General features: G+C 65.0%; 34 protein-coding genes, 1 tRNA gene and 1 riboswitch. Of the genes, 7 read left to right on the top strand and 28 right to left on the bottom strand.

The genetic code is table 11. The features are described from left to right. Nucleotides 1–139: 139 nt before the first annotated feature. Nucleotides 140–919: a molybdate ABC transporter substrate-binding protein gene (locus R9X41_RS21430; protein ID WP_318632462.1), complete on the top strand. Its 780-nt coding sequence runs from the start codon at nt 140–142 to the stop codon at nt 917–919. A gap of 13 nt (nt 920–932) precedes the next feature. Here the strand turns inward: R9X41_RS21430 and R9X41_RS21435 are convergent, their stop codons facing one another. The 7 genes from R9X41_RS21435 to R9X41_RS21465 form a co-directional block, all read right to left on the bottom strand. Further along, a complete protein-coding gene (locus R9X41_RS21435) occupies nt 933–1,259 on the bottom strand; it encodes a hypothetical protein (protein ID WP_318632463.1) in 327 nt (108 codons plus the stop codon). Between the two features lie 16 nt (nt 1,260–1,275). Next, the gene (locus R9X41_RS21440; protein WP_318632464.1) at nt 1,276–1,968 is read right to left on the bottom strand and encodes an orotate phosphoribosyltransferase; all 693 of its coding nucleotides are present in this window, start codon (nt 1,966–1,968) and stop codon (nt 1,276–1,278) included. Continuing rightward, nucleotides 1,965–2,876, bottom strand: a complete 912-nt coding sequence (locus R9X41_RS21445) for a helix-turn-helix domain-containing protein (protein WP_318632465.1) — start codon at nt 2,874–2,876, stop codon at nt 1,965–1,967. Before R9X41_RS21445 ends, R9X41_RS21440 begins: the two co-directional genes overlap by 4 nt. A 58-nt stretch (nt 2,877–2,934) precedes the next feature. Continuing rightward, a complete protein-coding gene (locus R9X41_RS21450) occupies nt 2,935–4,203 on the bottom strand; it encodes a Zn-dependent hydrolase (protein WP_318632466.1) in 1,269 nt (422 codons plus the stop codon). Nucleotides 4,204–4,216: 13 nt separating this feature from the next. Next, nucleotides 4,217–5,167: a dihydroorotate dehydrogenase gene (locus R9X41_RS21455; RefSeq protein WP_318632467.1), complete on the bottom strand. Its 951-nt coding sequence runs from the start codon at nt 5,165–5,167 to the stop codon at nt 4,217–4,219. Continuing rightward, nucleotides 5,160–6,011 (bottom strand): iron-sulfur cluster-binding protein, encoded by an 852-nt coding sequence (locus tag R9X41_RS21460; RefSeq protein ID WP_318635297.1) that lies wholly within the window; start codon nt 6,009–6,011, stop codon nt 5,160–5,162. The genes R9X41_RS21455 and R9X41_RS21460 overlap by 8 nt, the downstream gene beginning before the upstream one ends. Before the next feature lie 127 nt (nt 6,012–6,138). Next, a complete protein-coding gene (locus R9X41_RS21465) occupies nt 6,139–6,327 on the bottom strand; it encodes a hypothetical protein (protein WP_318632468.1) in 189 nt (62 codons plus the stop codon). Here R9X41_RS21465 and R9X41_RS21470 point away from each other — a divergent pair. Further along, entirely contained in the window at nt 6,314–6,601 is a 288-nt protein-coding gene (locus tag R9X41_RS21470) for a WYL domain-containing protein (protein WP_318632469.1), read from the top strand. The genes R9X41_RS21465 and R9X41_RS21470 overlap by 14 nt on opposite strands. On the opposite strand, the gene R9X41_RS21475 is transcribed toward R9X41_RS21470, so the two are convergent. Then, a complete protein-coding gene (locus tag R9X41_RS21475; protein ID WP_318632470.1) occupies nt 6,576–7,064 on the bottom strand; it encodes a ribonuclease HI family protein in 489 nt (162 codons plus the stop codon). The two genes, R9X41_RS21470 and R9X41_RS21475, sit on opposite strands and share 26 nt — an antisense overlap. Nucleotides 7,065–7,074: 10 nt before the next feature. Continuing rightward, nucleotides 7,075–8,676 carry a gamma-glutamyltransferase family protein gene (locus R9X41_RS21480; RefSeq protein WP_318632471.1) on the bottom strand — a complete coding sequence of 534 codons (1,602 nt, stop codon included), beginning with the start codon at nt 8,674–8,676 and terminating at the stop codon, nt 7,075–7,077. Nucleotides 8,677–8,867: 191 nt separating this feature from the next. Here R9X41_RS21480 and R9X41_RS21485 point away from each other — a divergent pair, with 191 nt between their 5' ends. Then, on the top strand, nt 8,868–9,476 hold the full coding sequence (locus tag R9X41_RS21485; protein WP_318632472.1) for a Dps family protein: 609 nt from the start codon (nt 8,868–8,870) through the stop codon (nt 9,474–9,476). A 71-nt stretch (nt 9,477–9,547) separates the two neighbouring features. Here R9X41_RS21485 and R9X41_RS21490 read toward each other — a convergent pair whose 3' ends face one another. Both R9X41_RS21490 and mntP read right to left on the bottom strand, forming a co-directional pair. Beyond that, a complete protein-coding gene (locus R9X41_RS21490; protein WP_318632473.1) occupies nt 9,548–10,078 on the bottom strand; it encodes a hypothetical protein in 531 nt (176 codons plus the stop codon). 74 nt (nt 10,079–10,152) lie between these two features. Further along, nucleotides 10,153–10,725 carry a manganese efflux pump MntP gene (mntP, locus tag R9X41_RS21495; RefSeq protein WP_318632474.1) on the bottom strand — a complete coding sequence of 191 codons (573 nt, stop codon included), beginning with the start codon at nt 10,723–10,725 and terminating at the stop codon, nt 10,153–10,155. Between the two features lie 92 nt (nt 10,726–10,817). Continuing rightward, nucleotides 10,818–10,925: riboswitch (yybP-ykoY riboswitch) on the bottom strand. A 105-nt stretch (nt 10,926–11,030) separates the two neighbouring features. Between mntP and R9X41_RS21500 the strand changes: the two genes are divergently transcribed. From R9X41_RS21500 to R9X41_RS21515, 4 genes are read left to right on the top strand one after another with little or no spacing between them, the layout of a single operon-like run. Beyond that, a complete protein-coding gene (locus R9X41_RS21500) occupies nt 11,031–11,378 on the top strand; it encodes a winged helix-turn-helix domain-containing protein (RefSeq protein WP_318632475.1) in 348 nt (115 codons plus the stop codon). A gap of 49 nt (nt 11,379–11,427) precedes the next feature. Further along, on the top strand, nt 11,428–12,111 hold the full coding sequence (gene modB / locus R9X41_RS21505) for a molybdate ABC transporter permease subunit (RefSeq protein WP_318632476.1): 684 nt from the start codon (nt 11,428–11,430) through the stop codon (nt 12,109–12,111). A 31-nt stretch (nt 12,112–12,142) separates the two neighbouring features. Then, nucleotides 12,143–12,907 carry a molybdate ABC transporter substrate-binding protein gene (gene modA, locus R9X41_RS21510; RefSeq protein ID WP_318632477.1) on the top strand — a complete coding sequence of 255 codons (765 nt, stop codon included), beginning with the start codon at nt 12,143–12,145 and terminating at the stop codon, nt 12,905–12,907. Further along, nucleotides 12,904–13,677 carry a sulfate/molybdate ABC transporter ATP-binding protein gene (locus tag R9X41_RS21515; protein WP_318632478.1) on the top strand — a complete coding sequence of 258 codons (774 nt, stop codon included), beginning with the start codon at nt 12,904–12,906 and terminating at the stop codon, nt 13,675–13,677. Before modA ends, R9X41_RS21515 begins: the two co-directional genes overlap by 4 nt. A gap of 16 nt (nt 13,678–13,693) precedes the next feature. Here R9X41_RS21515 and R9X41_RS21520 read toward each other — a convergent pair whose 3' ends face one another. The 17 genes from R9X41_RS21520 to rplE all read right to left on the bottom strand — a co-directional run bounded on the left by R9X41_RS21520 (nt 13,694) and on the right by rplE (nt 22,515). Further along, on the bottom strand, nt 13,694–13,801 hold the full coding sequence (locus R9X41_RS21520) for a TOBE domain-containing protein (protein WP_318635298.1): 108 nt from the start codon (nt 13,799–13,801) through the stop codon (nt 13,694–13,696). Between the two features lie 319 nt (nt 13,802–14,120). Further along, nucleotides 14,121–14,197 (bottom strand) — tRNA-Met (locus tag R9X41_RS21525). 24 nt (nt 14,198–14,221) lie between these two features. After that, complete coding sequence (gene rplQ, locus R9X41_RS21530) at nt 14,222–14,623, bottom strand: 50S ribosomal protein L17 (RefSeq protein WP_318632479.1); 402 nt, start codon at nt 14,621–14,623, stop codon at nt 14,222–14,224. Between the two features lie 97 nt (nt 14,624–14,720). Then, nucleotides 14,721–15,713, bottom strand: a complete 993-nt coding sequence (locus R9X41_RS21535) for a DNA-directed RNA polymerase subunit alpha (RefSeq protein ID WP_318632480.1) — start codon at nt 15,711–15,713, stop codon at nt 14,721–14,723. Between the two features lie 139 nt (nt 15,714–15,852). Next, complete coding sequence (gene rpsD / locus R9X41_RS21540) at nt 15,853–16,476, bottom strand: 30S ribosomal protein S4 (RefSeq protein ID WP_318632481.1); 624 nt, start codon at nt 16,474–16,476, stop codon at nt 15,853–15,855. Nucleotides 16,477–16,670: 194 nt separating this feature from the next. Next, complete coding sequence (gene rpsK / locus R9X41_RS21545; RefSeq protein WP_160553002.1) at nt 16,671–17,075, bottom strand: 30S ribosomal protein S11; 405 nt, start codon at nt 17,073–17,075, stop codon at nt 16,671–16,673. Between the two features lie 17 nt (nt 17,076–17,092). After that, nucleotides 17,093–17,458 carry a 30S ribosomal protein S13 gene (rpsM, locus tag R9X41_RS21550; RefSeq protein WP_318632482.1) on the bottom strand — a complete coding sequence of 122 codons (366 nt, stop codon included), beginning with the start codon at nt 17,456–17,458 and terminating at the stop codon, nt 17,093–17,095. A 20-nt stretch (nt 17,459–17,478) separates the two neighbouring features. After that, entirely contained in the window at nt 17,479–17,592 is a 114-nt protein-coding gene (rpmJ, locus tag R9X41_RS21555) for a 50S ribosomal protein L36 (RefSeq protein WP_003050535.1), read from the bottom strand. Between the two features lie 143 nt (nt 17,593–17,735). Next, nucleotides 17,736–19,052 (bottom strand): preprotein translocase subunit SecY, encoded by a 1,317-nt coding sequence (gene secY, locus R9X41_RS21560; RefSeq protein WP_318632483.1) that lies wholly within the window; start codon nt 19,050–19,052, stop codon nt 17,736–17,738. Between the two features lie 59 nt (nt 19,053–19,111). Continuing rightward, nucleotides 19,112–19,543 (bottom strand): 50S ribosomal protein L15, encoded by a 432-nt coding sequence (gene rplO, locus R9X41_RS21565; protein ID WP_318632484.1) that lies wholly within the window; start codon nt 19,541–19,543, stop codon nt 19,112–19,114. A gap of 33 nt (nt 19,544–19,576) precedes the next feature. Further along, nucleotides 19,577–19,759 carry a 50S ribosomal protein L30 gene (rpmD, locus tag R9X41_RS21570; protein WP_318632485.1) on the bottom strand — a complete coding sequence of 61 codons (183 nt, stop codon included), beginning with the start codon at nt 19,757–19,759 and terminating at the stop codon, nt 19,577–19,579. A gap of 13 nt (nt 19,760–19,772) precedes the next feature. Further along, entirely contained in the window at nt 19,773–20,294 is a 522-nt protein-coding gene (gene rpsE, locus R9X41_RS21575; RefSeq protein WP_318632486.1) for a 30S ribosomal protein S5, read from the bottom strand. Between the two features lie 15 nt (nt 20,295–20,309). Further along, a complete protein-coding gene (gene rplR / locus R9X41_RS21580) occupies nt 20,310–20,678 on the bottom strand; it encodes a 50S ribosomal protein L18 (RefSeq protein ID WP_318632487.1) in 369 nt (122 codons plus the stop codon). A gap of 11 nt (nt 20,679–20,689) precedes the next feature. Beyond that, nucleotides 20,690–21,223, bottom strand: coding sequence for a 50S ribosomal protein L6 (rplF, locus tag R9X41_RS21585; protein WP_318632488.1), 534 nt, complete (start codon nt 21,221–21,223; stop codon nt 20,690–20,692). Between the two features lie 22 nt (nt 21,224–21,245). Further along, complete coding sequence (rpsH, locus tag R9X41_RS21590) at nt 21,246–21,641, bottom strand: 30S ribosomal protein S8 (RefSeq protein WP_318632489.1); 396 nt, start codon at nt 21,639–21,641, stop codon at nt 21,246–21,248. Between the two features lie 20 nt (nt 21,642–21,661). Next, entirely contained in the window at nt 21,662–21,967 is a 306-nt protein-coding gene (gene rpsN / locus R9X41_RS21595) for a 30S ribosomal protein S14 (protein WP_318632490.1), read from the bottom strand. An 8-nt stretch (nt 21,968–21,975) separates the two neighbouring features. Further along, on the bottom strand, nt 21,976–22,515 hold the full coding sequence (rplE, locus tag R9X41_RS21600; protein WP_318632491.1) for a 50S ribosomal protein L5: 540 nt from the start codon (nt 22,513–22,515) through the stop codon (nt 21,976–21,978). Between the last annotated feature and the right edge of the window lie 9 nt (nt 22,516–22,524).

Genomic DNA, 22,524 nt, shown 5'->3' on the forward strand with positions numbered 1-22,524 from the left:
GGCTTCATCGGGGAACGGTCGGGAATCCAGCCACATCGGCTGACATGGCCCGGCGTGGGAATGCGGGAAGATGGATTCCACCACGGCCGGACGCCCTCACGGCTACCGGGTCCGGCCGCCATGACGTAAGGAATCCGCCATGCCTTTTTCATCCGCTCTCCGGCGCATCGCCTGCGGCGCCGCTTTCTCGTCGCTCGCCATCGTCGCCAGCGCTTCGCGCGCCGACACCGTGCAGGTGCTGACCGCCGGCGCGTTCAAGCAGGTGGTACTGGCCATGGTGCCGGGCTTCGAGGCGCGCACCGGGCACACCGTCGTGGTGTCCAACGACACGGTCGGCGCGCTGGCCGGCCGGGTGTCCGGCGGCGAGCCTTTCGACGTGCTGGTGATGACCCCGTCGGCCCTGCGCACCCTCGCCGACGACGGCCGGGTGGCGGGCGACACCATCCGGCCGCTGGCGCGGGTGGCGATCGGCGTGGCGGTGAAGGCCGGCGCGCCGCAGCCGCCGGTGGGCACGGTGGAGCAGTTTCGGCAGGCGCTGCTGCAGGCCCGCAGCGTGGCCTACATCGATCCGGCCAGCGGCGGCTCCAGCGGCATCTATCTCGACGGCCTGTTCCGCCGGCTGGGCATCGCCGATCAGGTGCGGGCCAAGGCGGTGCTGGTGAAGGGCGGGCTGGTGGCCGAGAAGCTGGTGAGCGGCGAGGCCGAGCTGGCGGTGCACCAGATCAGCGAGATCCTGCCGGTGACCGGCGTGGAGCTGGTCGGACCGATTCCGGAGCCGGTGCAGAACTACACGACCTACGCCGGCGCCGTGGGCACCAAGGCGCTGCACCGCGAGGCCGGGCAGGCGTTTCTCGACACGCTGTCGGGCGGCCGCACGACAGCGGTGCTGGAGGAAAAAGGCCTGTACCCGCCGAATTGAGGTGGAAGACGATTCAGAAGTCGGCGACCTGCCATTCGTAGTCGTAGGCGATGCCGCTGCCGATGGCGTAGCGCGCCGCCGGCTCGGCGGCCAGGGCTTCGAGCACGCGGGTGTTGTAGCCGCAGAGGATGGTCTTGGCGCGCTCGGCGACTTCCTCGGTCACGGCCTGGTCCTCGTAGGTGCGCACATAGGATTTGGCGGCCACGGCGATGAGGAAATAGAGCGAGGCGTTGGCCGTGTCTTCCTTCATCAGGTCGAAGGCGCTCTTGAACAGCGCCTTGAAAGAGTCGCTGCCGGAGCCGGAGCGCTCGAAGCGCTGGGCGATGTACTGGAATGTCATGTCGGTCTGTCCTCGATCACGAAAGGGCTGAAATGGAAGGGAGGCCGCCGATGCCGCCATGGGCCAGCGACCAGGCGGGCGGATTGTGCAGAAAGCGGCCGAGCTCGGCCAAGGCGGCGGCGTCGAAGGCTGCGCGCTCGGTGGCCAGCACGAGCACATCGGCCCAGGTGGCCAGGGCATGGGCGCGCACCCCGAGGGGCGACAGCCGCGCGGCGGTGTCGAAGCTGCCGTAGTCGAACACCACGAACAGGTCGCGCACCTGCGCGCCGGCGCGGGCGAGCGCTCCGCAGAACTTCAGCTTGGAGGCGCCGGCGGCCATCAGATCGTCGACCAGCAGCACGCACGCGCCGGGCTCGACCACGCCTTCGACGGGCGTCTGCGCCGTCGGCTGCTTGCGCACCACCAGCAGCGGCAGCTCGAGCGATTCGGCCATCCACGCGGCCAGCGCGATGCCGCTGGTCTCGGCGCCGGCGATGGCGCGCACGCCCTCCAGGCCGCCGTCGGCGCGCAACCGCTGCAGGCCGAGCGCGACCAGCTCGCGGCGGATGGCGGGAAACGAAATCAGCCGCCGGCAGTCCATGTAGACCGGGCTCGCCCAGCCCGAGGGCAGGCGAAACGGCTCCTCGCCGCGCACCGAGACGCAGCCGGCGTCCAGCAGCAGCCCGGCCACGCGGCGGGCGGTGTCTTGCTTGTTGTGAGGCGTCGTCATGCCATGCGCTCCAGCAGGCGGCGGAGTTTGTCGGCACCGGCGCGGCCCTTGTAGGCCTGCTTCCAGAGCCGGTCGATCATGTCGCGGTACATGCGCACCGCCTCGGGCGAGGCGCTCACGGTGGCGATGCCGTTGCGGATGTTGGGCAGCTCGCCGAAGCGGAACGGGCTGACCGCCAGCACCGCATGCGAAGGGCCGGAAAAAAGCTGAAAGGTGGACGCCGGCATGGCGTCGTCGACCAGGCCGATCTGCACGTCGATCGGCTCGTTTTCCATGACGTCGGCGATGCGCCCGACCTCGTGGCGCGCCGCCGCGATGCGCTCGGTGCGCAGGGCTTCGGGCAGGTCGAGCCGGCCGACCAGCCCGGTGTGGATGAAGCGCTCCAGCTCGCGCAGCCCGATCAGGCTGACGATGTGCGGCCGGCGCTGCTCGAAGAAGGCCTTGCGCTCGGCCAGGATGCGCAGCATCTCGTCGATGTCGGCCTCGCGCGGCGCCAGGGCGGCATCGCGCGGCGAGGCTTCGAGCAGCATCTGGCGCAGGTAGCCGAGGTAGCGGTCGGAGGTGAGCAGCAGCGAAATCGGCTCGAAGTGCGACACGATGCGGTCGGAGCCTTGCTCGAGCTGGCGCATGCGCTCCATCAGACCGAGCACCGTGGGGTGGTATTCCACCTCCACGCCGAGCAGCGAGGCCATGGACGTGCCGAGCAGCGCGGCCAGCCGCTCCAGGGTCTCGATCTTCACGATCTCGCCCTTTTCCATGCGGTAGACCACCGCGCGCGACACGCCCAGTTGCGCGGCCACGTCCTCGGCCTGCAGCGAGGCGCCGATGCGGAAGGCGCGCAGCCGGTCGCCGAGGGCGCGGTAGTCGAAGGACGAAGAGAAGGCGGAACGGTCGGCGGTATCGGGCATGTCGGAAAGATCGGTCGCGGATGACCGCAGCGAACCGGCGACTATAGAACCGCGCCGTTCAATCATGGCTGCCTCCGATGCCCGCGAGCGTGGCGCCGAGCGCCTGCACGCCGAGCATGAAGTCGTCGATTTCCATCGCCTCGTGCGGGTTGTGCGAGCCGTTGCGGTTGCGCACGAAGAGCATGCCGGCCGGCACCCCCGCGTTGGCGAAGAGCGAGGCGTCGTGGCCCGCGCCGCTGGCGATGGTGTCGAAGACCGTGCCCTGCGCGGCGCAGGCGCGCGCCAGCGACGCGCACAGCACCGGGTCCATGCTGGCTGGGTCACTGTCGAGGCGCCGGTCGAACTCGAAGCGCACGCCGCGTTCGCGCGAGACCGCCGAGCATTCGGCCCGCACCAGCTGATAGAAGGCCTCCAGCGTGTCCTGGCTGCGGCTGCGCGCCTCCAGGCTGAAGGCGACCGAACCGGGGATGCGCGAGATCGAATGCTCGGCCGGGTCGGTGCCGACGATGCCGGTGGTCACCACCAGATCGGTGCCGCGCTCCAGCAGCACGCGCCAGTGCTCGTCGATGCGCATGATGAGATCGGCCACCGCGAACATCGCGTCGCGCCGCAGCCAGCGCGGCACCACGCCGGAATGCTGGGCGTCGCCACGGCAGACGATGCGGTTGTGCCGCACGTTGCCCCGGATGCCGCTGACGACCGCCAGCGGCAGCTCGCGCGCCACCATGACCGGGCCTTGCTCGATGTGCAGTTCGAGGTAGGCCTTGACCCGGCGCAGGTCGGCCAGCGGCTGGCCGGCGCGGATGGCGGCCACGTCGGCGCCCGAGGCTTCCATGGCATCGCCCAGCGTCTGGCCGGTGGCGCGCTGGCGCAGCGCCAGGTCGGCGTCGCCCAGCTTGCCGAGCAGCGCACCGGAACCCATGTAGGCCTTGCCGAACCAGGCGCTTTCCTCACCGCGGAAGGCGATGACCTCGAGCGGCAGCGACGCGGCTGCAGAACCTGCGCGCTGGCGATCGACCAGGCAGAGCAGCCCGGCCACCACGCCGGCCAGGCCGTCGAAGTTGCCGCCCTGCGGCACCGAGTCGATATGCGAGCCGGTCCAGGCCACCGCGTCGGCGGGTGCGTTCGGCTGGCGAAAGACGATGTTGGCGGCGCGGTCCGGCTCGGCGTACAGGCCTTCCGCGGCGGCGAAGGCGCGCAGGTAGTCGGCCGTGGCGGTTTCGCCGGCGCCGTAGCTTTCGCGGGTGACGCCCACGCCGTCAAAGCTGAGGGCGCGAATGTCGTCGAAGAGTTTTTCGGCGAGCGGGCGGAGTTCGGTCAGATTCATCGGCGAGCCTTTCTCAACCCGACAGCTGTGCGAAGCGCATCCAGCGGTCGGAGAGCTGGTGGTCGATGTCGACCTGGCCGGTCAACTCGCGCAGCCGGGCCACCCCCTGCTCGGTGCAATAGGCGTCGAGGCCATCGATCACCTTCTGCATCGCGCCCGGGTCGATGAACGACGCGGTGCCCACCTGCACCGCTGCCGCGCCGGCCAGCATGAACTCGATCGCGTCGTCGGCGCTGGCGATGCCGCCGCAGCCGATCACCGGAATGCGCACCGCCCGATAACACTGGTGGACCATGCGCAGCGCGATCGGCTTGATAGCGGGACCGGAGAGGCCGCCCATCACGTTGCCGAGTTTGGGCTTGCGGCTGCGGATGTCGATCGCCATGCCGAGCACCGTGTTGCCCATGACCAGCGCGTCGGCGCCCGCCTCCTCCGCCGCGCGGGCGACCGCTGCGATCTGCGAGGCATTGGGCGTGAGCTTGGCCCACACCGGGTGTGCGGTGCGGCGGCGGATGGCCTGCACCACGCGGTAGGTGGTCTCGGCGGTCATGGCGAAGGCCATGCCGTCGGCCTCGAGGTTGGGGCAGGAAATGTTGGCTTCGATGGCGGCCACCTCCGGCAGCGACAGCTCGGCCACCGCTTCGGCGAAATCGTCGGCCGTATCGGCGGAGATCGACACCACCACCGGCGTGCCGAACCCGACGTAGGGCGGCAGCACCCGCTCGCGGTAATACGACAGTCCCTTGCTGGGAATGCCGATCGAATTGAGCATGCCGCCGTGGGTTTCGGCCACGCGCGGCGTGGGGTTGCCGACGCGGCTTTGCGGCGACACGCTCTTGACAACCAGCGCGCCGAGCCGGCCGAGATCCAGCGCCTCGGCGTATTCGATGGCGAAGCAGCCGGATGCCGGCATCACCGGATTGCGCAGGGCGAGCGCGCCCAGGCGGACGGACAGATCAGCCAAATTCCACCTCCCCGACCACCTCGCGGATGGGAAACACCGGGCCTTCCCGGCAGACACGGAGAAACTGCCTGTCGCCCGCAATGTCGAAGAGCCGCACGCACGACAGGCACACACCCATGCCACAGGCCATGCGCTGCTCCATCGCGACTTCGCCACGGGTTTCCGGGTGGTCGGCCAGGATGGTCTGCAGCGCCATCAGCAGCCGATGCGAGCCGCAGGTGTAGACGGCGTCGTGGTGCCGCTCGGCCAGCAGGCGGCGCAGCAGGCGCTCGACCGCCTCCACGCGGGAGCTGCCGTCGCTGTCGTGTACGACATGCACGTCGGCTACGGCGCCGCGCAGGAACTCGTCGCGCATCAGGTCGGCGGGCGAGCGGGCCGACATCACCGCGGTGATCGCCATGCCCCCGGCGGCGGCCTGGCGCAGCAAGGGTGCCATGGTCGCCAGCCCGACGCCGCGCGCCACCACCAGGATGCGGCGATCGGATGGCCGCAGGCCGAAGGTATTGCCGAGCGGGCCGACGATATCCATCTGCCCGCCGACCGGCAGGCCGGCCAGCGCACGGGTGCCGACGCCGGTGACGTTGTAGAGGAACTCGATGGTGCCCGGCTCCGGTCCGGTGCCGTATACGCTCATCGGACGCAGCAGGAAGGGCGGCGTGGCGCCGGTCGGCGGGCAGTGGAGTTGGTAGAACTGGCCTGGCCGGGTGGCGTTTGCGAGATCCGCCGCGGCCGCGAGCCGGAGGTAGCGGTAGCGCTCGTTGACCGCGCGGTGTTCCGTCACCGTGCAGCGGTGCGAGGCGACGTGCGTAGCGTTGCGCTGGAAGCCGCAGTGCGACTCGACCATGTTCAAATCTTTTTTATCGGCGACGACAGATTCCATGTTTTGATACTAGTATCTTTTTTGATACCGCACAAGACGCGGCTCGGCTTTGATCCGGCGGGATGTCCGCACTTTTTCGAAAGCCACCAACTCATAAATCAGCACGGCGCGAAATAAGCCAAAAGACGTAGAGGTGCTTTCTCACTGCCAGGCTGATGCACCACGCTGGGTCGGATAAACTTTTTCGGCCGCAGGCCGGCGCCTTTTTCCATTTGTCATCAACGCCATTCGCCGTATCTGCTATTTCATTGGACGAAAAAGCCTTGTTGCCTTCGCTCATCGACGCGATCCTGGAAAGAAGAGCGGTAGCCTTCGTTTACCGGGGAGCACGCCGCACGGTTGAGCCGCACGCGGTGGGCATCGGCCATGACGGCGCCGAATGGCTGAGCGCCTATCAGACGGCGGGCAAGCGTTTCATTCCCGGCCATGACTGGATTTACTGCAGCCTCCGCTCCATCGAAGAGCTGCAAGTAACTACCCACACTTTTGAAATGCCGCGCCCGGGTTACTCGCGCGGCGATTCTCGATTTATCCGATTTTTCGCCGAGCTTTAGATAATCGCCCGGCCGACCCTGGTTTATGCACCGGTTTCTCGGCCAGTCCTTGGGCGCGTCGTGCCAAGGCATCGGCTTCGGCATTGCGGTGACGCGGCACCCATTGCAGCCGCGCCCGGGCAAAACCCGCGATCGCCGCACGCGCCGCCTCGAACGACGCCGCCAGCCGCTCGATAGGCGGCACGGCAACGCCGCGCGTGGGCATGAGTTGCGCCACGAGCACGCTGTTGTCGGTGTGGATCAGCACATCCTGCGCGCCGCGCTCGCGCAGTGCCTCCAGCGTTACCGCCAGCGCCCACAGCTCCGCCTCGTTGTTGCAGCCGACGGCGGTGGAACTGCGCGCGATGGCCTCGCGCGTGCCGTCCGGCGCGAAGATGACCACGCCGCAGGCCATGCGACCGGGGTTGGGCACCGCGCTGCCGTCGCAGTACGCCACCCAGGTCGCCGACGGGGCCACGGTCATGGTGCGGCGATCAGAAGGCCGCGACCGAGCCGTCGGAGCGGGGATCGAAGCCGCCTTCCAGGCAACCGTCGGGCCGGCGCAGCAGGCAGCCGGCATGGCCGAAGGTTTCGTCGAAATCGCCCAGCACATCGACCTCGTGGCCGCGCGCGCGCAGCGCCTCGACCGTGGCCGCCGGAAAGCGCGATTCGAGCTTGAGGCTGTCCGAACTTTGGCCCCAGGTGCGGCCCAGCAGCCAGCGCGGTGCCGAGATGGCGTCCTGCGGGTTGAGGCCGTGCACCACCGTGCGGGTGAAGACCGCCGACTGGCTCTGCGGCTGGCCGTCGCCGCCCATGTTGCCGTAGACCATGGTGCGGCCGTCGTTCAGCAGCGCCAGGCCGGGGATCAGCGTGTGGAACGGTTTCTTGCCCGGCACCAGCGTGTTGACGTGGCCCGGGTCCAGCGAGAACGACGCGCCGCGGTTCTGCCAGTTGACGCCCGAGTCGGCCAGCACGATGCCGGAGCCGAACTCGTGATAGACGCTCTGGATCATCGAAACGGCACGGCCTTCGCCGTCGATCACGCCCATCCACACGGTATCGGCCGGCCCTTTGCCCTGGCCCCAGGGCGCAGCGCGGGCCATGTCGATGCGTGCGGCCATGGCATCGAGTGCGGCCGGCGCCAGCACGTCGGCCGGCGAGATCGTCATGTGCGCCGGGTCGGTGATGTGGCGATCGCGCACCGCGAAAGCCTGCTTCACCGATTCGACGGCGGCGTGTACGTAGTCGGCGCCCAGGTGATCGAAGCGCTCGATGCCGAGCCGGTCCATCAGGCCCAGGATGGTGAGCGCCACCATGCCCTGTGTCGGCGGCGGCATGTTGAACACCGTGCCGTGGCTATGCGCCAGTCGCAGCGGGTCGCGCAACTGCGCGCGGCAGGCCTGCAGGTCGGCGAGGGTCAGCGGGCTGCCGACGCGGGCCAGGTCGGCGGCGATGCCGCGCGCCATTTCGCCGCGGTAGAAGTCGTCCAGACCGGCGCTCGCCAGGTATTCCAGCGTGGCCGCCAGGCGCGGTTGGCGGAACAGAGCGCCGGTCGCGGGCACTTCGCCGCCCGGCAGGAAGGTGTCGGCGAACCCAGGCACGTCCTTCAGGCCGTCGAGTTTGCCCGCGGTGTTGCGATGCTGGCTGGCGGTGATCGGCACGCCGTGGCGGCCGTAGTCGATCGCATCGGCGAGCAGGCGCGACAGCGGCAGGCGACCGCCGAGCCGGCCGGCGAGCTGCAGCGCCTGGTCCCAACCGCCCAGCGTGCCGGCCACCGTGATCGCCGCCTGCCCGCCCCGAAACGGAATGGCCGACAGCCCGGCGTAGTCCTCGCGCCGCACCGCGTGCCCCGAGGCGCCAGAAGCGTCGATGCCGATCACCTCGTGGCCGCCACCGGCCTGCGGCGAGGCGACCAGCCAGAAGCTGTCGCCGCCGATGCCGTTCATGTGCGGATAGGCGACGGCGATGGTGGCGGCCGCCGAAATCATGGCTTCGATCGCGTTGCCGCCTTCGCGCAGCACCGCCAACGCGGACTGGGACGCCAGTGCATGCGGCGCTACCGCCATGCCGCGCCGACCCTGGATGGAATTGGCCATCGGAGTGAACTTTCAAAAAGAATGGGGTTGGTCCTGGCGAGCATTTTCCCTGCCCTCGGCGAGCCGGTTCAGGAGGTCGCCTACAGGCGCTTCGGAAACGTGGCTACAGCCCGCGGCGCTGCACGCGGCATGCTGACGAAAACGCGCTCGTCGCGTGAACTTCCCTCCACCACTCGAAAAGCACAACACCCATGGCGAACACCGACACCTCCCTGGCTCCTGTCCAGACCACCGCTTCCAAGACCGCCGAGGTCATGCCCAACCTGCAGCAGCACGAACACGTGACACAGAAGTACGGCGACATCGTGAAGATGCCCAACGGCCTTTCCGAACGCGCCTGCAAGGAAAGCGTGTCACTGCTCAACCAGTGCCTGGCAGACACCATCACCCTGCGCGACATGTACAAGAAGCACCACTGGCAAGTGGTCGGCCCGACCTTCAACCAGTTGCACCTGATGTACGACCAGCATTTCATCGCGCAGGTCGAACTGGTCGACATCATTGCCGAGCGCATCCAGCTGCTGGGCGGCATCGCGATCGCCATGGCCGCCGACGTGGCCGAAACCACCAAGATTCCCCGCCCGCCGCGTGGCCGCGAACCGGCAGCGGTGCAGATCAAGCGCCTGGCCGAGGCACATGAGCAGATCATCATCGCCACCCGCGAAGCTGCCGAGAAAGCCAACGATATCGGCGATCCGGGCACCAACGACGTGCTGGTCAGCAATGTGCTGCGGACCAACGAGCTGCAGGTCTGGTTCCTGACGGAGCATCTGGTCGCGGCATCGCCGGTCAAGGCGTGATCGGGGGCCCGCCCATGCGGGCATAAAAAAAGCCGCTGGAGTCCAGCGGCTTTTTTGTTTTCACTTCTTTTTCAGTCCGGCGCAAGATCGCCCAGGTCGACCACGGTACGACCTCCCACGACAAAAGCATCTCCCCACGCGCGAATCCGGGATCCCACCTGCAGCCAGTCGGCGAAGCCCTCGTTGCCGTGGGGCGCCATGCGCAGGATCTCGCCGGTCTCGAGCAATGCGCCGCAGACTTCTCCGCGCGGCGCGTACAGCGTGCAGCCGATCTTGCCGGCGATCTCGACCGGCCGGCTCTTGCGCGGACCGGGTGGCGGACGGTGGCCTGCATGATGCGGCCCCTCGTCGATCACCTCTCCGCGGGGCCCGGCGATGCGAACCGCCGCGATGACCGGCGCCCCACGTGGTCGCACGCCTCGCACCGCCACGCGGTCGCCCGGACGGATGCGACGCTGCAACGATGCCGACAGATGCGGCGGCAGATGTACCTGTCGATTGCGGTCTAGCACGACGCCGTCGGCGTCGCCGTGCTGGTTGAACAGCAGCGACGACACGGTGCCAGTCGTTTCGGGAAGGGATTGCGGATCGATCCAGTGCATGGCGGTTCTTCTGTGATGGAGCTGCGATGCTCCCGCACCCCCTGCCCGGTGCGGGTAGGACACCACCCTGGCGCTCAGCCCGCGCCGTTCAGATGCTCGACCAGAATCGTGCAGCCGATGCCGATCAGCAGCAGCCCGCCGACCATCTCGGCGCGCTTGCCGGCCACCGCGCCGAGCACCCTGCCGACCATCACGCCGAGCGTCACCATCGCGAAGGTGGCGCAGCCGATGGCCAGCGCCACCGGCAGGATGGAGACGTCGAGAAATGCCAGGCCCACGCCGACAGCCATGGCGTCGATGCTGGTGGCGAAACCGGTGATCGCCAGCACCCAGAACGAGTGGCGGTCCGGCTTCTCGGCGGGCTCCTCCTCGTCGGCCTGGAAGCCCGCCATGACCATGCGCGCGCCGAGCACGCCCAGCAGGACGAAGGCGATCCAGTGGTCCCACTGCTTCACGTAGTTGGCGGCGGCCAGGCCCAGCGCCCAGCCGATCAGCGGTGTGGCGGCCTCGATCACGCCAAAGATCAGGCCAGTGCGCAGCGCCTCGCTCCAGCGGGGTTTCTGCAGTTCGGTGCCCTTGCCGACGGCAGCGGCGAAGGCGTCGGTGGACATCGCCAGGGCGAGCAAGGCGGTGGAAACGAAATTCATCGGGGAAATTTTGTGGACGGCCGGGCGAGCGCATGGGCACGTCACCACCGCCCGACCTGTTCTTGTCGTGCTGACGTGCCGATGGTCTCGCCAACCCGTACCGAGCGGTACGGGCCGCACGCGCCACGGACATGCAGGCATGTCCGAGTATGTTGACGCGGGCGCTTCCGACACGGCGGAAGCCGGCTACTCCCCAAGGGAAGCCGCGATTCTAACGAACCCTGCTGCCAGGCAGCTGTCACGGCGACCCGACCATGCCTTAGGCTCGACGCCTCTGACCCTGAGCGGTACATCCGCCGACCCGCATGAAGATCAAAGTGCAGCTGCGCATGCGCATCTACCGCGACGAAGGCATCGCCATCGGCCCCGGCAAGATCGCCCTGCTCGAAGCCATCGCCGCCACCGGCTCCATCTCGGCCGCCGCGCGCCAGCTTGAAATGTCCTATCGCCGCGCCTGGGTGTTGGTCGACGAAATGAACAAGGCTCTCAAATCTCCCGCAGTCGTGACCGCGGCCGGCGGTTCGCATGGCGGCGGAACGGCGTTGTCGGCGACCGGGGATGCGCTGGTACGCCATTACCGCGCCGCCGAGGATGCATCCCGACTGGCTGCATCACCGGATATAGCGGCGATGACGCGACTCCTGGCGGATTAACGCGTTGCGATGGGCCCGGGGGGCCTGTGCAACAATTCGTCGTATTCCCATGGACACGACGAAAAGCCTGCTCCAGTCCGCCGACTGGTTCCCCCTGTTGCTCTCGCTCAAGGTCGCCTCGGTGGCGACCGTGGGCTGCCTGGTCGTCGGCATCGGGCTGGGCTGGTGGTTCGCCCGCCACCGGTTTCCGGGCAGTGGCATCCTGGAAGCGGTCTTCATGCTGCCGCTGGTGCTGCCACCGACCGTGATCGGCTACGGCATTTTGGTGCTGGCCGGCAGGCGCAGTCCCCTCGGCGCCTGGCTGCGCACCCATCTCGACTACACCATCATCTTCAGCTGGCACGGTGCGGTGGTCGCCTCGACGGTGGTCGCCTTGCCGCTGGTACTGAAATCGGCGACCGCGGCTTTCGCCGGGGTCGATCGTTCGCTGGAGGCGGCCGCCAGCACCCTGCGCCAGTCGCCGACTTCGGTGTTTCTGCGGGTCACGCTACCGCTGGCCTGGCCGGGCATCCTGGCCGGCGCGCTGCTCGCCTTTGCGCGTGCCATGGGCGAATTCGGCGCATCGCTGATGGTGGCGGGCTCCATCCCTCGGCAGACGCAGACGCTCTCGATGGCCATCTACGACGAAGTGCAGGCGGGACATGACGACATGGCCCTGCTGCTGGTGATCGTCACCTCGGTCATCTCGGTGCTGGTGCTGGTCGTGTCCAACCGGTTCTTCTCGCTTCGCTGATTTCATTTGACTTCTTCTCAGGAACCTCGACATGCGCTTCTCCGTCCGCCTGCTTTCCTCTGCTGCCGCATTGGCTACCGTTCTCGCCTTGCCGCTGACGGCCGCGGCCCAACAGATCACGGTTTCCGCAGCCGCCAGCCTGACGGACGCCTTCAAGGAACTGGGCCCCAAATTCGAAGCCTCGCGGCCCGGTGCCACGCTGCGGTTCAACTTCGCCGCCTCCGGCGCGCTGCTCCAGCAGATCGCCCAGGGCGCCCCGGTCGACGTCTTCGCCAGCGCCGACCAGGCCACCATGAACCGCGCCAACGACCAGAAACTGATCGATGCCGACAGCCGACGCAATTTCGTCACCAACAGCCTGGTGCTGATCGAGCCCGCCACCGGCGGCACGGGCGTGAAGTCGTTGCAGGATCTCACCGGCACCATGGTCAAGAAGATCGCGATCGGCAAGGTCGCCACCGTGCCGGTAGGCGCCTATACCAAGCAGGTGCTCGACGGCGCCAAGCTGTGGGAGCCGCTGGAGGCCAAGTTCGTGCAGGCCGACAGCGTGCGCCAGGTGCTCGACTATGTCGGCCGCGGCGAAGTCGATGCCGGCTTCGTCTACAGCACCGATGCCACCATCGCGGGCGACAAGGTCAAGGTCGTTGCCACGCCTAGCGGCCATACGCCGGTGAGCTATCCGGTGGCGGTGGTCGCCGACAGCAAGCAGAAAGACTTGGCCAAGCAGTTCGCCGCCTACCTCGTCGGAGACGAAGCGCAGACGGTCTTCAAGCGCTTCGGTTTCGGCAAGCCGTGATCGACGTCGACCTGCAGCTGAGCGTATCGGACGAACATCGGCGCTTCGACCTGGCGGTGCGGTTCGTGACGGATGTGCCGTTCGCCGCGCTGTACGGGCCCTCGGGCTCCGGAAAATCGCTCACGCTGCAGGCGATCGCCGGCCTTCTCCGGCCGGCGCGAGGGCATGTCCGGCTCGACGGCCGCACTCTCTACGACTCCGCAGCCGGCATCGATCTGGCCCCGGCGGCGCGGCGTATCGGCTACCTGTTCCAGGACTACGCGCTGTTTCCTCACCTGACGGTGTTCGACAACGTGGCCTTCGGGCTGACCTCGGCCTGGCGTCCGCGGCTCGCCGCAGCGGACCGGGCGCGGGTCGACGACCTGCTGGCGAGTTTCGGTCTCGCCGAAGTGGCCCGCAGCCGGCCACGGCATCTGTCGGGCGGGCAGCGGCAACGGGTGGCCCTGGCGCGCGCACTGGCCTGCGAGCCCCAGGTGCTGCTGCTCGACGAACCTTTTGCCGCGCTCAACCCCATGCTGCGAAGCGATTTACGGCGCGATCTGGCCGACGTGCGCCGACGCCGGGGCATTCCGGCCCTGATGATCACCCATGACATTGAAGACGTTCTCGAACTAGCCGATGCCGCCTTCATCTACGACGATGGGCGCGTGGAACGTCAGATCGACCTACGCACGGGCGAAAGCCGGACGAGCGCCTTGCAGGAATTCATCCCGAACATCGCATCGGAAACGCCGGTGCGGGCCCGGGTGAGACGGCTGCTGCTCGGCTGACAGCGCGTAACCGTCCTCAGTCGGTCGCGACCATGACGCTGGACGCCTTGATCACGCCATAAGCCTTACTGCCTTCGACCAGCTGAAGCGATTCCGCCGAATTGCTGGTAATGGTGGAGACGATCTAAACACCCGGTGCGATTTCCAGCGTGATTTCGGTCGTGACCGGACCGCGAACAATGGAAACGATGGTGCCGGGAAGAACGTTGCGGGCCCTGATTTTCATGAGGGTGCTTGATAGAAAAGGATTGGCAAGACTTGTGGATGGTGTCTTGCCTCGAGCCAGGCTGTAGAGCGAGAACCGGCATCGAGCGCAGGGTGGGATTGCCAAGCCACCGTCGTGCCGGCGCCGCCCGTATTGGCACGCTGGATTGTTCCTCGTAAACCCGAACGCAAAAAAGCCCACCAAAGTGGGCTTTTTTGCTGGCCTGAGCCACTGTCTTTGGTTGCGCGGGAAGGATTTGAACCTCCGACCTTTGGGTTATGAGCCCAACGAGCTACCAGACTGCTCCACCGCGCGACAAGACTTAGAGTATAGCCTGTTTTAGGCCGCGCTCGCAACTTCCGAAGAATTTTCTTCTGCAGCTGCCGAATGCTCGACCAGCTCGACGAAAGCCATCGGTGCGTTGTCGCCGACGCGGAAACCCATTTTCAGGATGCGGGTGTAGCCGCCCGGACGCGCCTTGAACAGCGGACCCAGAACGTTGAACAGCTTGGTCACGCTGTCGCGATCGCGCAGACGGTCGAAAGCCAGGCGGCGATTAGCCACGGTGTCTTCCTTGGCCAGCGTGATCATCGGCTCGATGACGCGACGCAGTTCCTTGGCCTTCGGCAGCGTGGTCTTGATGGCTTCATGTTCGATGAGGGAGTTCATCATGTTCTGAAGCATCGCCAGGCGGTGCGAGGTAGTGCGGTTGAGTTTACGGAGTCCGTGTCCGTGGCGCATGGTGCTTTTCCTTCTTTGTTAAACAGGCAGCCGTGTCAGGTACTGCCCGGGCACCGGCCCCCCATGGGCCGAATTCGGTTGATGAATAGGCTGACGATCAGCGCTTGTCGAGACCTGCGGGCGGCCAGCTCTCCAGCTTCATGCCCAGGGTCAGGCCGCGCGAGGCCAGCACTTCCTTGATTTCGTTGAGCGACTTGCGACCCAGGTTCGGGGTCTTGAGCAACTCGTTCTCGGTGCGCTGGATCAGGTCACCGATGTAGTAGATGTTTTCGGCCTTCAGGCAGTTGGCCGAACGCACGGTGAGTTCGAGCTCGTCGACCGGACGCAGCAGGATCGGATCAAACGGCGTGTTGCCACCGCGAGGTGCCGGCGCATCGAACGCAGCGAGTTCGCCGCCTTCGAGCTGCGCGAACACAGCCAGCTGCTCGACTAGGATCTTGGCCGAAGCGCGGACCGCGTCTTCAGCGGAAATCGCACCGTTGGTCTCGATTTCGACGACCAGCTTGTCGAGGTCGGTACGTTGCTCAACGCGGGCGCTTTCGACGGTGTAGCTGACACGCTTGACCGGAGAGAACGATGCATCGAGAACGATGCGGCCGATCGACTTGGTCGATTCGTCCGCATAACGGCGCATCGTGCCAGGCACATAGCCACGGCCCTTTTCCACCTTGATCTGCATGTCGAGCTTGCCGCCAGCAGACAGATGGGCGATGACATGGTCAGGGTTGATGATCTCGACGTCGTGCGGCGTCTGGATGTCGGCAGCGGTGACCACGCCTTCGCCATCCTTGCGCAGCGAGAGGGTCACTTCGTCACGGTTGTGGAGCTTGAACACCACACCCTTCAGGTTCAACAGAATGTTGACGACGTCTTCCTGCACCCCATCGATCGACGAGTATTCGTGGAGCACGCCGGCGATGGTCACTTCAGTGGCGGCGTAGCCGACCATCGAGGACAGCAGCACGCGACGGATCGCGTTGCCCAGCGTATGGCCGTAGCCACGCTCGAACGGCTCCAGCGCAACCTTGGCGCGGTTCACGCCCAGTTGCTCGACATTGATCGCTTTGGGTTTCAGCAGGTTTGTTTGCATGGACTTCCTCTCAATACCCCCGGCTCGTTACACCGGTAAGGCTGCGAAGCCCTGCCGCATGGTGCCCCGTGCGACAAGGGAAAAAAACAATCGAAAAGAGGCGCCCGCAGGCGCCTCGACAACGAGATGCTCGTTGCGATCAGCGGGAATACAGTTCGACGATCAACGATTCATTGATGTCGGCGCCGAATTCGTCACGGTCCGGGACCTTCTTGAAGACGCCGGAAGCCTTGTCGGCCGACACCTCGACCCAGGCAGGCATGCCGACCTGGGCAGCCAGCTGCAGGGCTTCGGCGATACGGGCCTGGTTCTTCGATTTCTCGCGAACAGCGACGATGTCGCCGACCTTGACCATGTACGAGGCGATGTTGACCGACTTGCCGTTGACCGTGATGGCCTTGTGCGAGACGAGCTGGCGCGCTTCTGCACGGGTCGAGCCGAAGCCCATGCGGTAGACGACGTTGTCCAGGCGCGATTCCAGCAGGAACAGCAGGTTGGCGCCGGTGTTGCCCTTGCGGCGGTCGGCTTCTTCGAAGTAGCGGCGGAACTGCTTTTCCAGCACGCCGTACATGCGCTTGACCTTCTGCTTTTCACGCAGTTGCAGACCGAAGTCGGAGGTTCGCTGACCCGAGGTGCGACCATGCTGGCCGGGCTTGGAGTCGAACTTGGCCTTGTCCGCGATGGAGCGACGGGCGCTCTTGAGGAAAAGGTCCGTGCCTTCGCGGCGAGAAAGTTTGGCCTTGGGGCCGAGATAGCGTGCCACTTGAGTGTCCTTGTAAATTTCAGCTGCCGCGTGCAGATCGCCCGGGCGACCCACGCGGGAGCCTGCAACCGTTTTTAGCCGCAGGCGGTGGTCTTACGACATGACGGCTTTCTGAAAAAGCCGACGAAAAACGAAAAGCCTGCGATTCTAACCGCAGGCTTTATCCGCTGTAAATAGCGGATTCGAGAGTTCGATCAGATGCGACGACGCTTTTGCGGACGGCAACCGTTGTGCGGTACCGGGGTCACATCGGCAATCGAGGTGATCCGGATGCCCAGGGCGCCCAGAGCACGAACCGACGACTCGCGACCAGGACCGGGGCCCTTGATTTCGACGTCAAGGTTCTTGATGCCTTGTTCCATGGCAGCACGACCGGCGACTTCCGACGCGACCTGAGCAGCGAAAGGCGTCGACTTGCGCGAACCCTTGAAACCCTGGCCACCCGACGAAGCCCACGACAGGGCGTTGCCCTGACGATCGGTGATCGTGATGATGGTGTTGTTGAACGAAGCGTGTACGTGGGCCACACCGTCGGAGACGTTCTTGCGGACCTTCTTGCGCACGCGCTGCGCTGCGTTATTGGCAGGTGACTTGGCCATGATGTTCTTTCAGCCTTTTATTTCTTCAGTGCCGCTGCGCCCTTGCGCGGACCCTTGCGGGTACGTGCATTGGTGCGGGTGCGCTGACCGCGCATCGGCAGGCCACGGCGATGACGGAAACCACGATAGCAACCGATGTCCATCAAACGCTTGATGTTCATCGTCGTTTCACGACGCAGGTCACCTTCGATGGTGAACTGTGCGATCTGGTCGCGGATTTTTTCCAGGTCGCCGTCCGTCAGATCCTTGATCTTCTTGGAGTAGGCAACGCCAGCGGCTTCGCAGATCATGCGAGCGCGGGTGCGGCCGATGCCAAAGATAGCCGTCAGGCCAATCTCAGCATGCTTGTGCGGCGGAATATTGATGCCAGCGATACGTGCCATGTTCGTCCTCTAAAACTCGTTCAACCCTGGCGCTGCTTGTGGCGCTGGTCGGTACAGATCACGCGCACGACGCCCTTGCGGCGGATGATCTTGCAATTGCGGCAGATTTTCTTGACCGAAGCCGAGACTCTCATTGCTTTCTCCTAAAACTCTTTTCCCTGCCCCGCGGCCCTTCTTGAAGGACTCGGAACACGATTAGCTTCGCGCAACAGTTGCGCTGGGCAGGTTTGCACTCCACTCCCCGGTTTGCGATGCCTCGGCCTGGTGGCCGCGCATCTCAACCCGGAGAGCGCTTGAAATTGGCCTTCTTCAACAACGACTCGTACTGCTGGCTCATCAGGTAGTTTTGGACCTGGGCCATGAAGTCCATCGTGACGACCACGATGATCAGCAGCGAGGTTCCACCGAAGTAGAACGGTACGTTGTATTTCAGAATCAGAAATTCCGGCAGCAGGCAGACAAAAGTGATGTACACCGCGCCAGCCAGCGTCAGCCGAAGCAAGATCCTGTCGATATACCGAGCGGTCTGGTCACCAGGCCGAATGCCAGGAATGAATGCACCACTCTTCTTCAGGTTGTCTGCAGTCTCACGGCTGTTGAAGACCAGCGCCGTGTAAAAGAAGCAGAAGAAAACGATGGCGATCACGTAGAGCAGCACATAGATCGGCTGCCCCGGGGTGAGCGCACCAGCGATGTCCTTCAACCATCGCATCGATTCACCGGCGCTGAACCAGTTCACCACGGTGGCCGGCAGCAGGATGATCGACGAAGCGAAGATCGGCGGAATCACGCCAGCCATGTTCAGCTTCAGCGGCAGATGTGAAGACTGGCCACCATAGACCTTGTTTCCGACCTGACGCCTGGCGTAGTTCACCAGGATCTTGCGCTGACCACGCTCCACGAACACCACGAAGTAAGTCACCAGAGCGACGACCACGATGATGAACAGCGCAACCAGAACGCTCATCGCTCCCGTGCGGACCAGCTCGAACAATCCACCGATGGCATTGGGCAAGCCTGCCGCGATGCCGCCGAAGATCAGGATCGAGATGCCGTTGCCGAGACCGCGTTCCGTGATCTGCTCGCCGAGCCACATGAGGAACATGGTGCCAGCGGTGAGGCTGACCACAGCAGTCATGCGGAAGCCGAAGCCAGGGCTCAGCACCAGGCCGGCCGAGCTTTCCAGGGCGACAGCGATGCCGAACGACTGGAACAAAGCGAGACCCAGCGTGCCGTAACGGGTGTACTGCGTGATCTTGCGGCGTCCTGCCTCACCCTCTTTCTTCATCTGCTCGAAGCTGGGCAAAACGTAGCCCAGCAGCTGCATGATGATCGAGGCCGAGATGTACGGCATGATCCCCAGAGCGAACACGGTGAACCGTGAAAGCGCTCCGCCGGAGAACATGTTGAACAGATTCAGGATGCCGCCCTGCTGGCCGCTGAAGAGCTGCTGCAGCTGCGCGGGATCGATCCCGGGGACCGGGATATGTGCGCCGATGCGGTAGACCACGAGCGCGAGCAGCAAGAACACGAGTCGACGACGGAGGTCGCCGAACTTTCCGGTCTTTGCAAGGGTTGCTGCGCTAGTTGCCACGGGGATGCTCTTTCAACGGGTCTTCGGGACGACGTACTTCGTGCTGCTCGGCTGGCCGATCAGGCCAGGCTGCCGCCAGCGGCTTCGATCGCAGCCTTGGCAGCCGCGGTAGCGCCGACACCGGAAAGCTTCACCGAACGGGTGATGGCACCGGTGTTGATGACCTTGACCACCTTGGCGAGCTGGCCGACCAGGCCAGCTTGCTTCAATGCCAGGACGTCGACTTCAGCCAGGCCGAGTTGCTCCAACGAAGCCAGGGTGACTTCGGCGTTGAACTTCAGCGTCTGCGACTTGAAGCCACGCTTGGGCAGGCGACGTTGCAGCGGCATTTGACCGCCCTCGAAGCCGACCTTGTGATAGCCGCCCGCGCGGGACTTTTGACCCTTGTGGCCACGGCCTGCGGTCTTGCCCAGGCCGGAACCGATACCGCGGCCAACGCGACGCTTGGCGTGCTTGGCGCCGGCAGCCGGCTTGATGGTGTTGAGTTCCATGAGATCCTCTGTTCTACATTCAGGTCGCAGCGCTTACAGCACTTTGACCAGGTAGGCGATCTTGTTGATCATGCCGCGCACTGCAGGCGAGTCCTGCAGTTCGCTCACGCTGTTCAGCTTGCGCAGACCCAGACCACGGACAGTCGCGCGGTGCGATTCCTTGGTACCGATGGGGCTGCGAACCAGTTGAACCTTGACGGTTTGTGCGGTGGTCATCTCTTTGTTCCGATCAGGCGGTGAAGATTTCTTCAACCGACTTGCCGCGCTTGGAGGCGATCTGACCAGGAGTCGTGGACTTGGTCAGGGCGTCGAACGTGGCGCGAACCATGTTGTAGGGGTTGGACGAACCATGGCTCTTGGCCACGATGTCGGTCACGCCCAGCACTTCGAAAACAGCGCGCATCGGGCCGCCAGCGATGATGCCGGTACCCTTGGGAGCCGGCGCCATCATCACAACGGCAGCGCCATGGTGACCGGTGACTGCGTGATGCAGCGTGCCGTTCTTCAGAGCGACGGTCTTCAGATTGCGACGGGCTTCTTCCATCGCCTTCTGCACAGCCGCCGGCACTTCCTTCGACTTGCCCTTGCCCATGCCGACTTTGCCGTCGCCATCACCGACCACGGTCAACGCAGCGAAACCAAGGATACGGCCGCCCTTGACGACCTTGGTGACGCGGTTGACCGCGATCATCTTTTCCTTGAGACCGTCGTCCTGTGCCTCGGTCTGCACTTTGGGTTGAAACTTAGCCATGATTATTGGTCCTGCTTAGAACTGCAGACCCGCTTCGCGGGCAGCGTCAGCCAGCGCCTTGACGCGGCCGTGATAGGCGAAACCAGCGCGGTCGAAAGCGACCTTCTCGACACCGGCGGCCTTGGCCTTCTCGGCTATGCGCTTGCCGATGGCAGTCGCGGCAGCGGCGTTGCCGCCCTTGCCGGAACCACCGAGTTCCGAACGAACCGAGGCCTCTGCCGTCGAGGCGGATGCCAGCACCTTGGTGCCGTCGCCCGAGATCACGGTAGCGTAGATGTGCAGGTTGGTGCGGTTCACGGTCAGACGCGGAACGCCTTGCAGGGCAATGCGGATGCGGGTCTGGCGCGAACGACGAAGACGCTGCTCTTTCTTGGTCAAAGACATGCTGCGACTCCTTACTTCTTCTTGGTCTCTTTGATCGCGATCTTTTCATCCGAATAACGGATGCCCTTGCCCTTGTAAGGCTCGGGAGGACGGATCGCGCGGATTTCCGCGGCGATCTGACCGACGCGTTGGCGATCGGCGCCCTTGATCACGACTTCAGTCGGGGTGGGGGTAGCCACCGTGATGCCAGCCGGCATGTCCACGTTGACCGGATGCGAGTAGCCGACCTGGAGGTTCAGCTTGGCGCCCTGGGCGGCGGCCTTGTAGCCCACGCCGATCAGCGACAGCTTCTTCTCGAAGCCCTTGCTCACGCCTACCACCATGTTGTTGACCAACTGGCGGAGCGTGCCGCTCATGGCATTGGCTTCACGCGACTCGTTGGTCGGGGTGAAAGTCAGCTTGCCGTCCTGGTTGACGACCTTGACCAGGGCGTGCAGAGCCAGCGACAGCGTGCCGCCCGTACCCTTGACGTTGATCTGGTCGTCCTTGATCGCGACATCCACGCCTTGCGGGATGGCGACCGGCATTTTTCCTACGCGGGACATTTCGATTACTCCTTATGCCCGCTTAGGCGACGTAGCAGAGCACTTCGCCACCGACGCCGGTAGCACGTGCCTTGCGATCGGTCATCACGCCTTGCGGGGTGGTGACGATGGCGACGCCCAGGCCGTTCATGACTTGGGGAATGGCATCGCGGCCCTTGTACACACGCAGGCCGGGACGGCTCACGCGCTCGATGCGCTCGATGACCGGGCGACCGGCGTAGTACTTCAGGGAAATCACGATCTCGGACTTGTTGTCAACGCTCTTGACTTCGAAACCGTCGATGTAGCCTTCGTCCTTCAGCACTTGCGCGATGGCGATCTTCACCTTGGAAGACGGCACCGAGACAGTGGCCTTGGCCACCATCTGCGCATTGCGAATACGGGTCAGCAGATCGGCGATGGGATCACTCATGCTCATGTTGAATATCTCCTGCCGACTTACCAGCTGGCCTTGGTGATGCCGGGAATGTCGCCGGCGAAGGCGAGTTCACGGATCTTGGCGCGAGCCAGGCCGAATTGACGGAACGTGCCACGCGGACGACCGGTGATTTCGCAACGGTTGCGCTGACGCGTCGGGTTTGCATTGCGGGGCAGCTTTTGCAGACCGAGGCGTGCAGCTTCGCGCTCGCCGTCGCTCTTCTTGGCGTCCGAGGCGATTGCCTTGAGTTCCGCATACTTGGCAGCGTACTTGGCTGCCAGCTTTTCGCGCTTGAGTTCGCGCTGGATGAGAGCTACTTTAGCCACAGCTGACCTCAGTTCTTGAACGGGAAGCGGAAACCAGCGAGAAGCGCCTTGGCTTCTGCATCGGTCTTGGCCGTCGTGGTGATGCTGATGTTCAGGCCGCGCAGTGCGTCGACCTTGTCGTATTCGATCTCAGGGAAAATGATCTGTTCCTTGACACCGATGTTGTAGTTGCCGCGGCCGTCGAAGGCCCGACCGGAGATACCACGGAAGTCACGCACGCGGGGCAGGGCCACGGTGACGAAACGGTCCAGGAACTCATACATCTGAACGCCACGCAGGGTGACCATGCAGCCGATGGGCTGCTGTTCGCGGATCTTGAATCCGGCGATGGCCTTCTTGGCCTTGGTCACGACGGGCTTCTGGCCGGCGATCTTGGTCAGATCGGCAACGGCGTTGTCCATCACCTTCTTGTCGGAAACGGCTTCCGACACACCCATGTTCAGGGTGATCTTCAGCAGGCGCGGAACCTGCATCGGCGACTTGTAGCCGAACTGCTTGATCAGTTCGGGAGCGATCTTGTCGCGGTACTGTTCTTGGAAACGAGCCATGTCGATGGT

It is taken from the genome of Xylophilus sp. GOD-11R (assembly GCF_033546935.1).
In the GTDB taxonomy this organism is placed as follows: Bacteria; Pseudomonadota; Gammaproteobacteria; order Burkholderiales; family Burkholderiaceae_C; genus Xylophilus.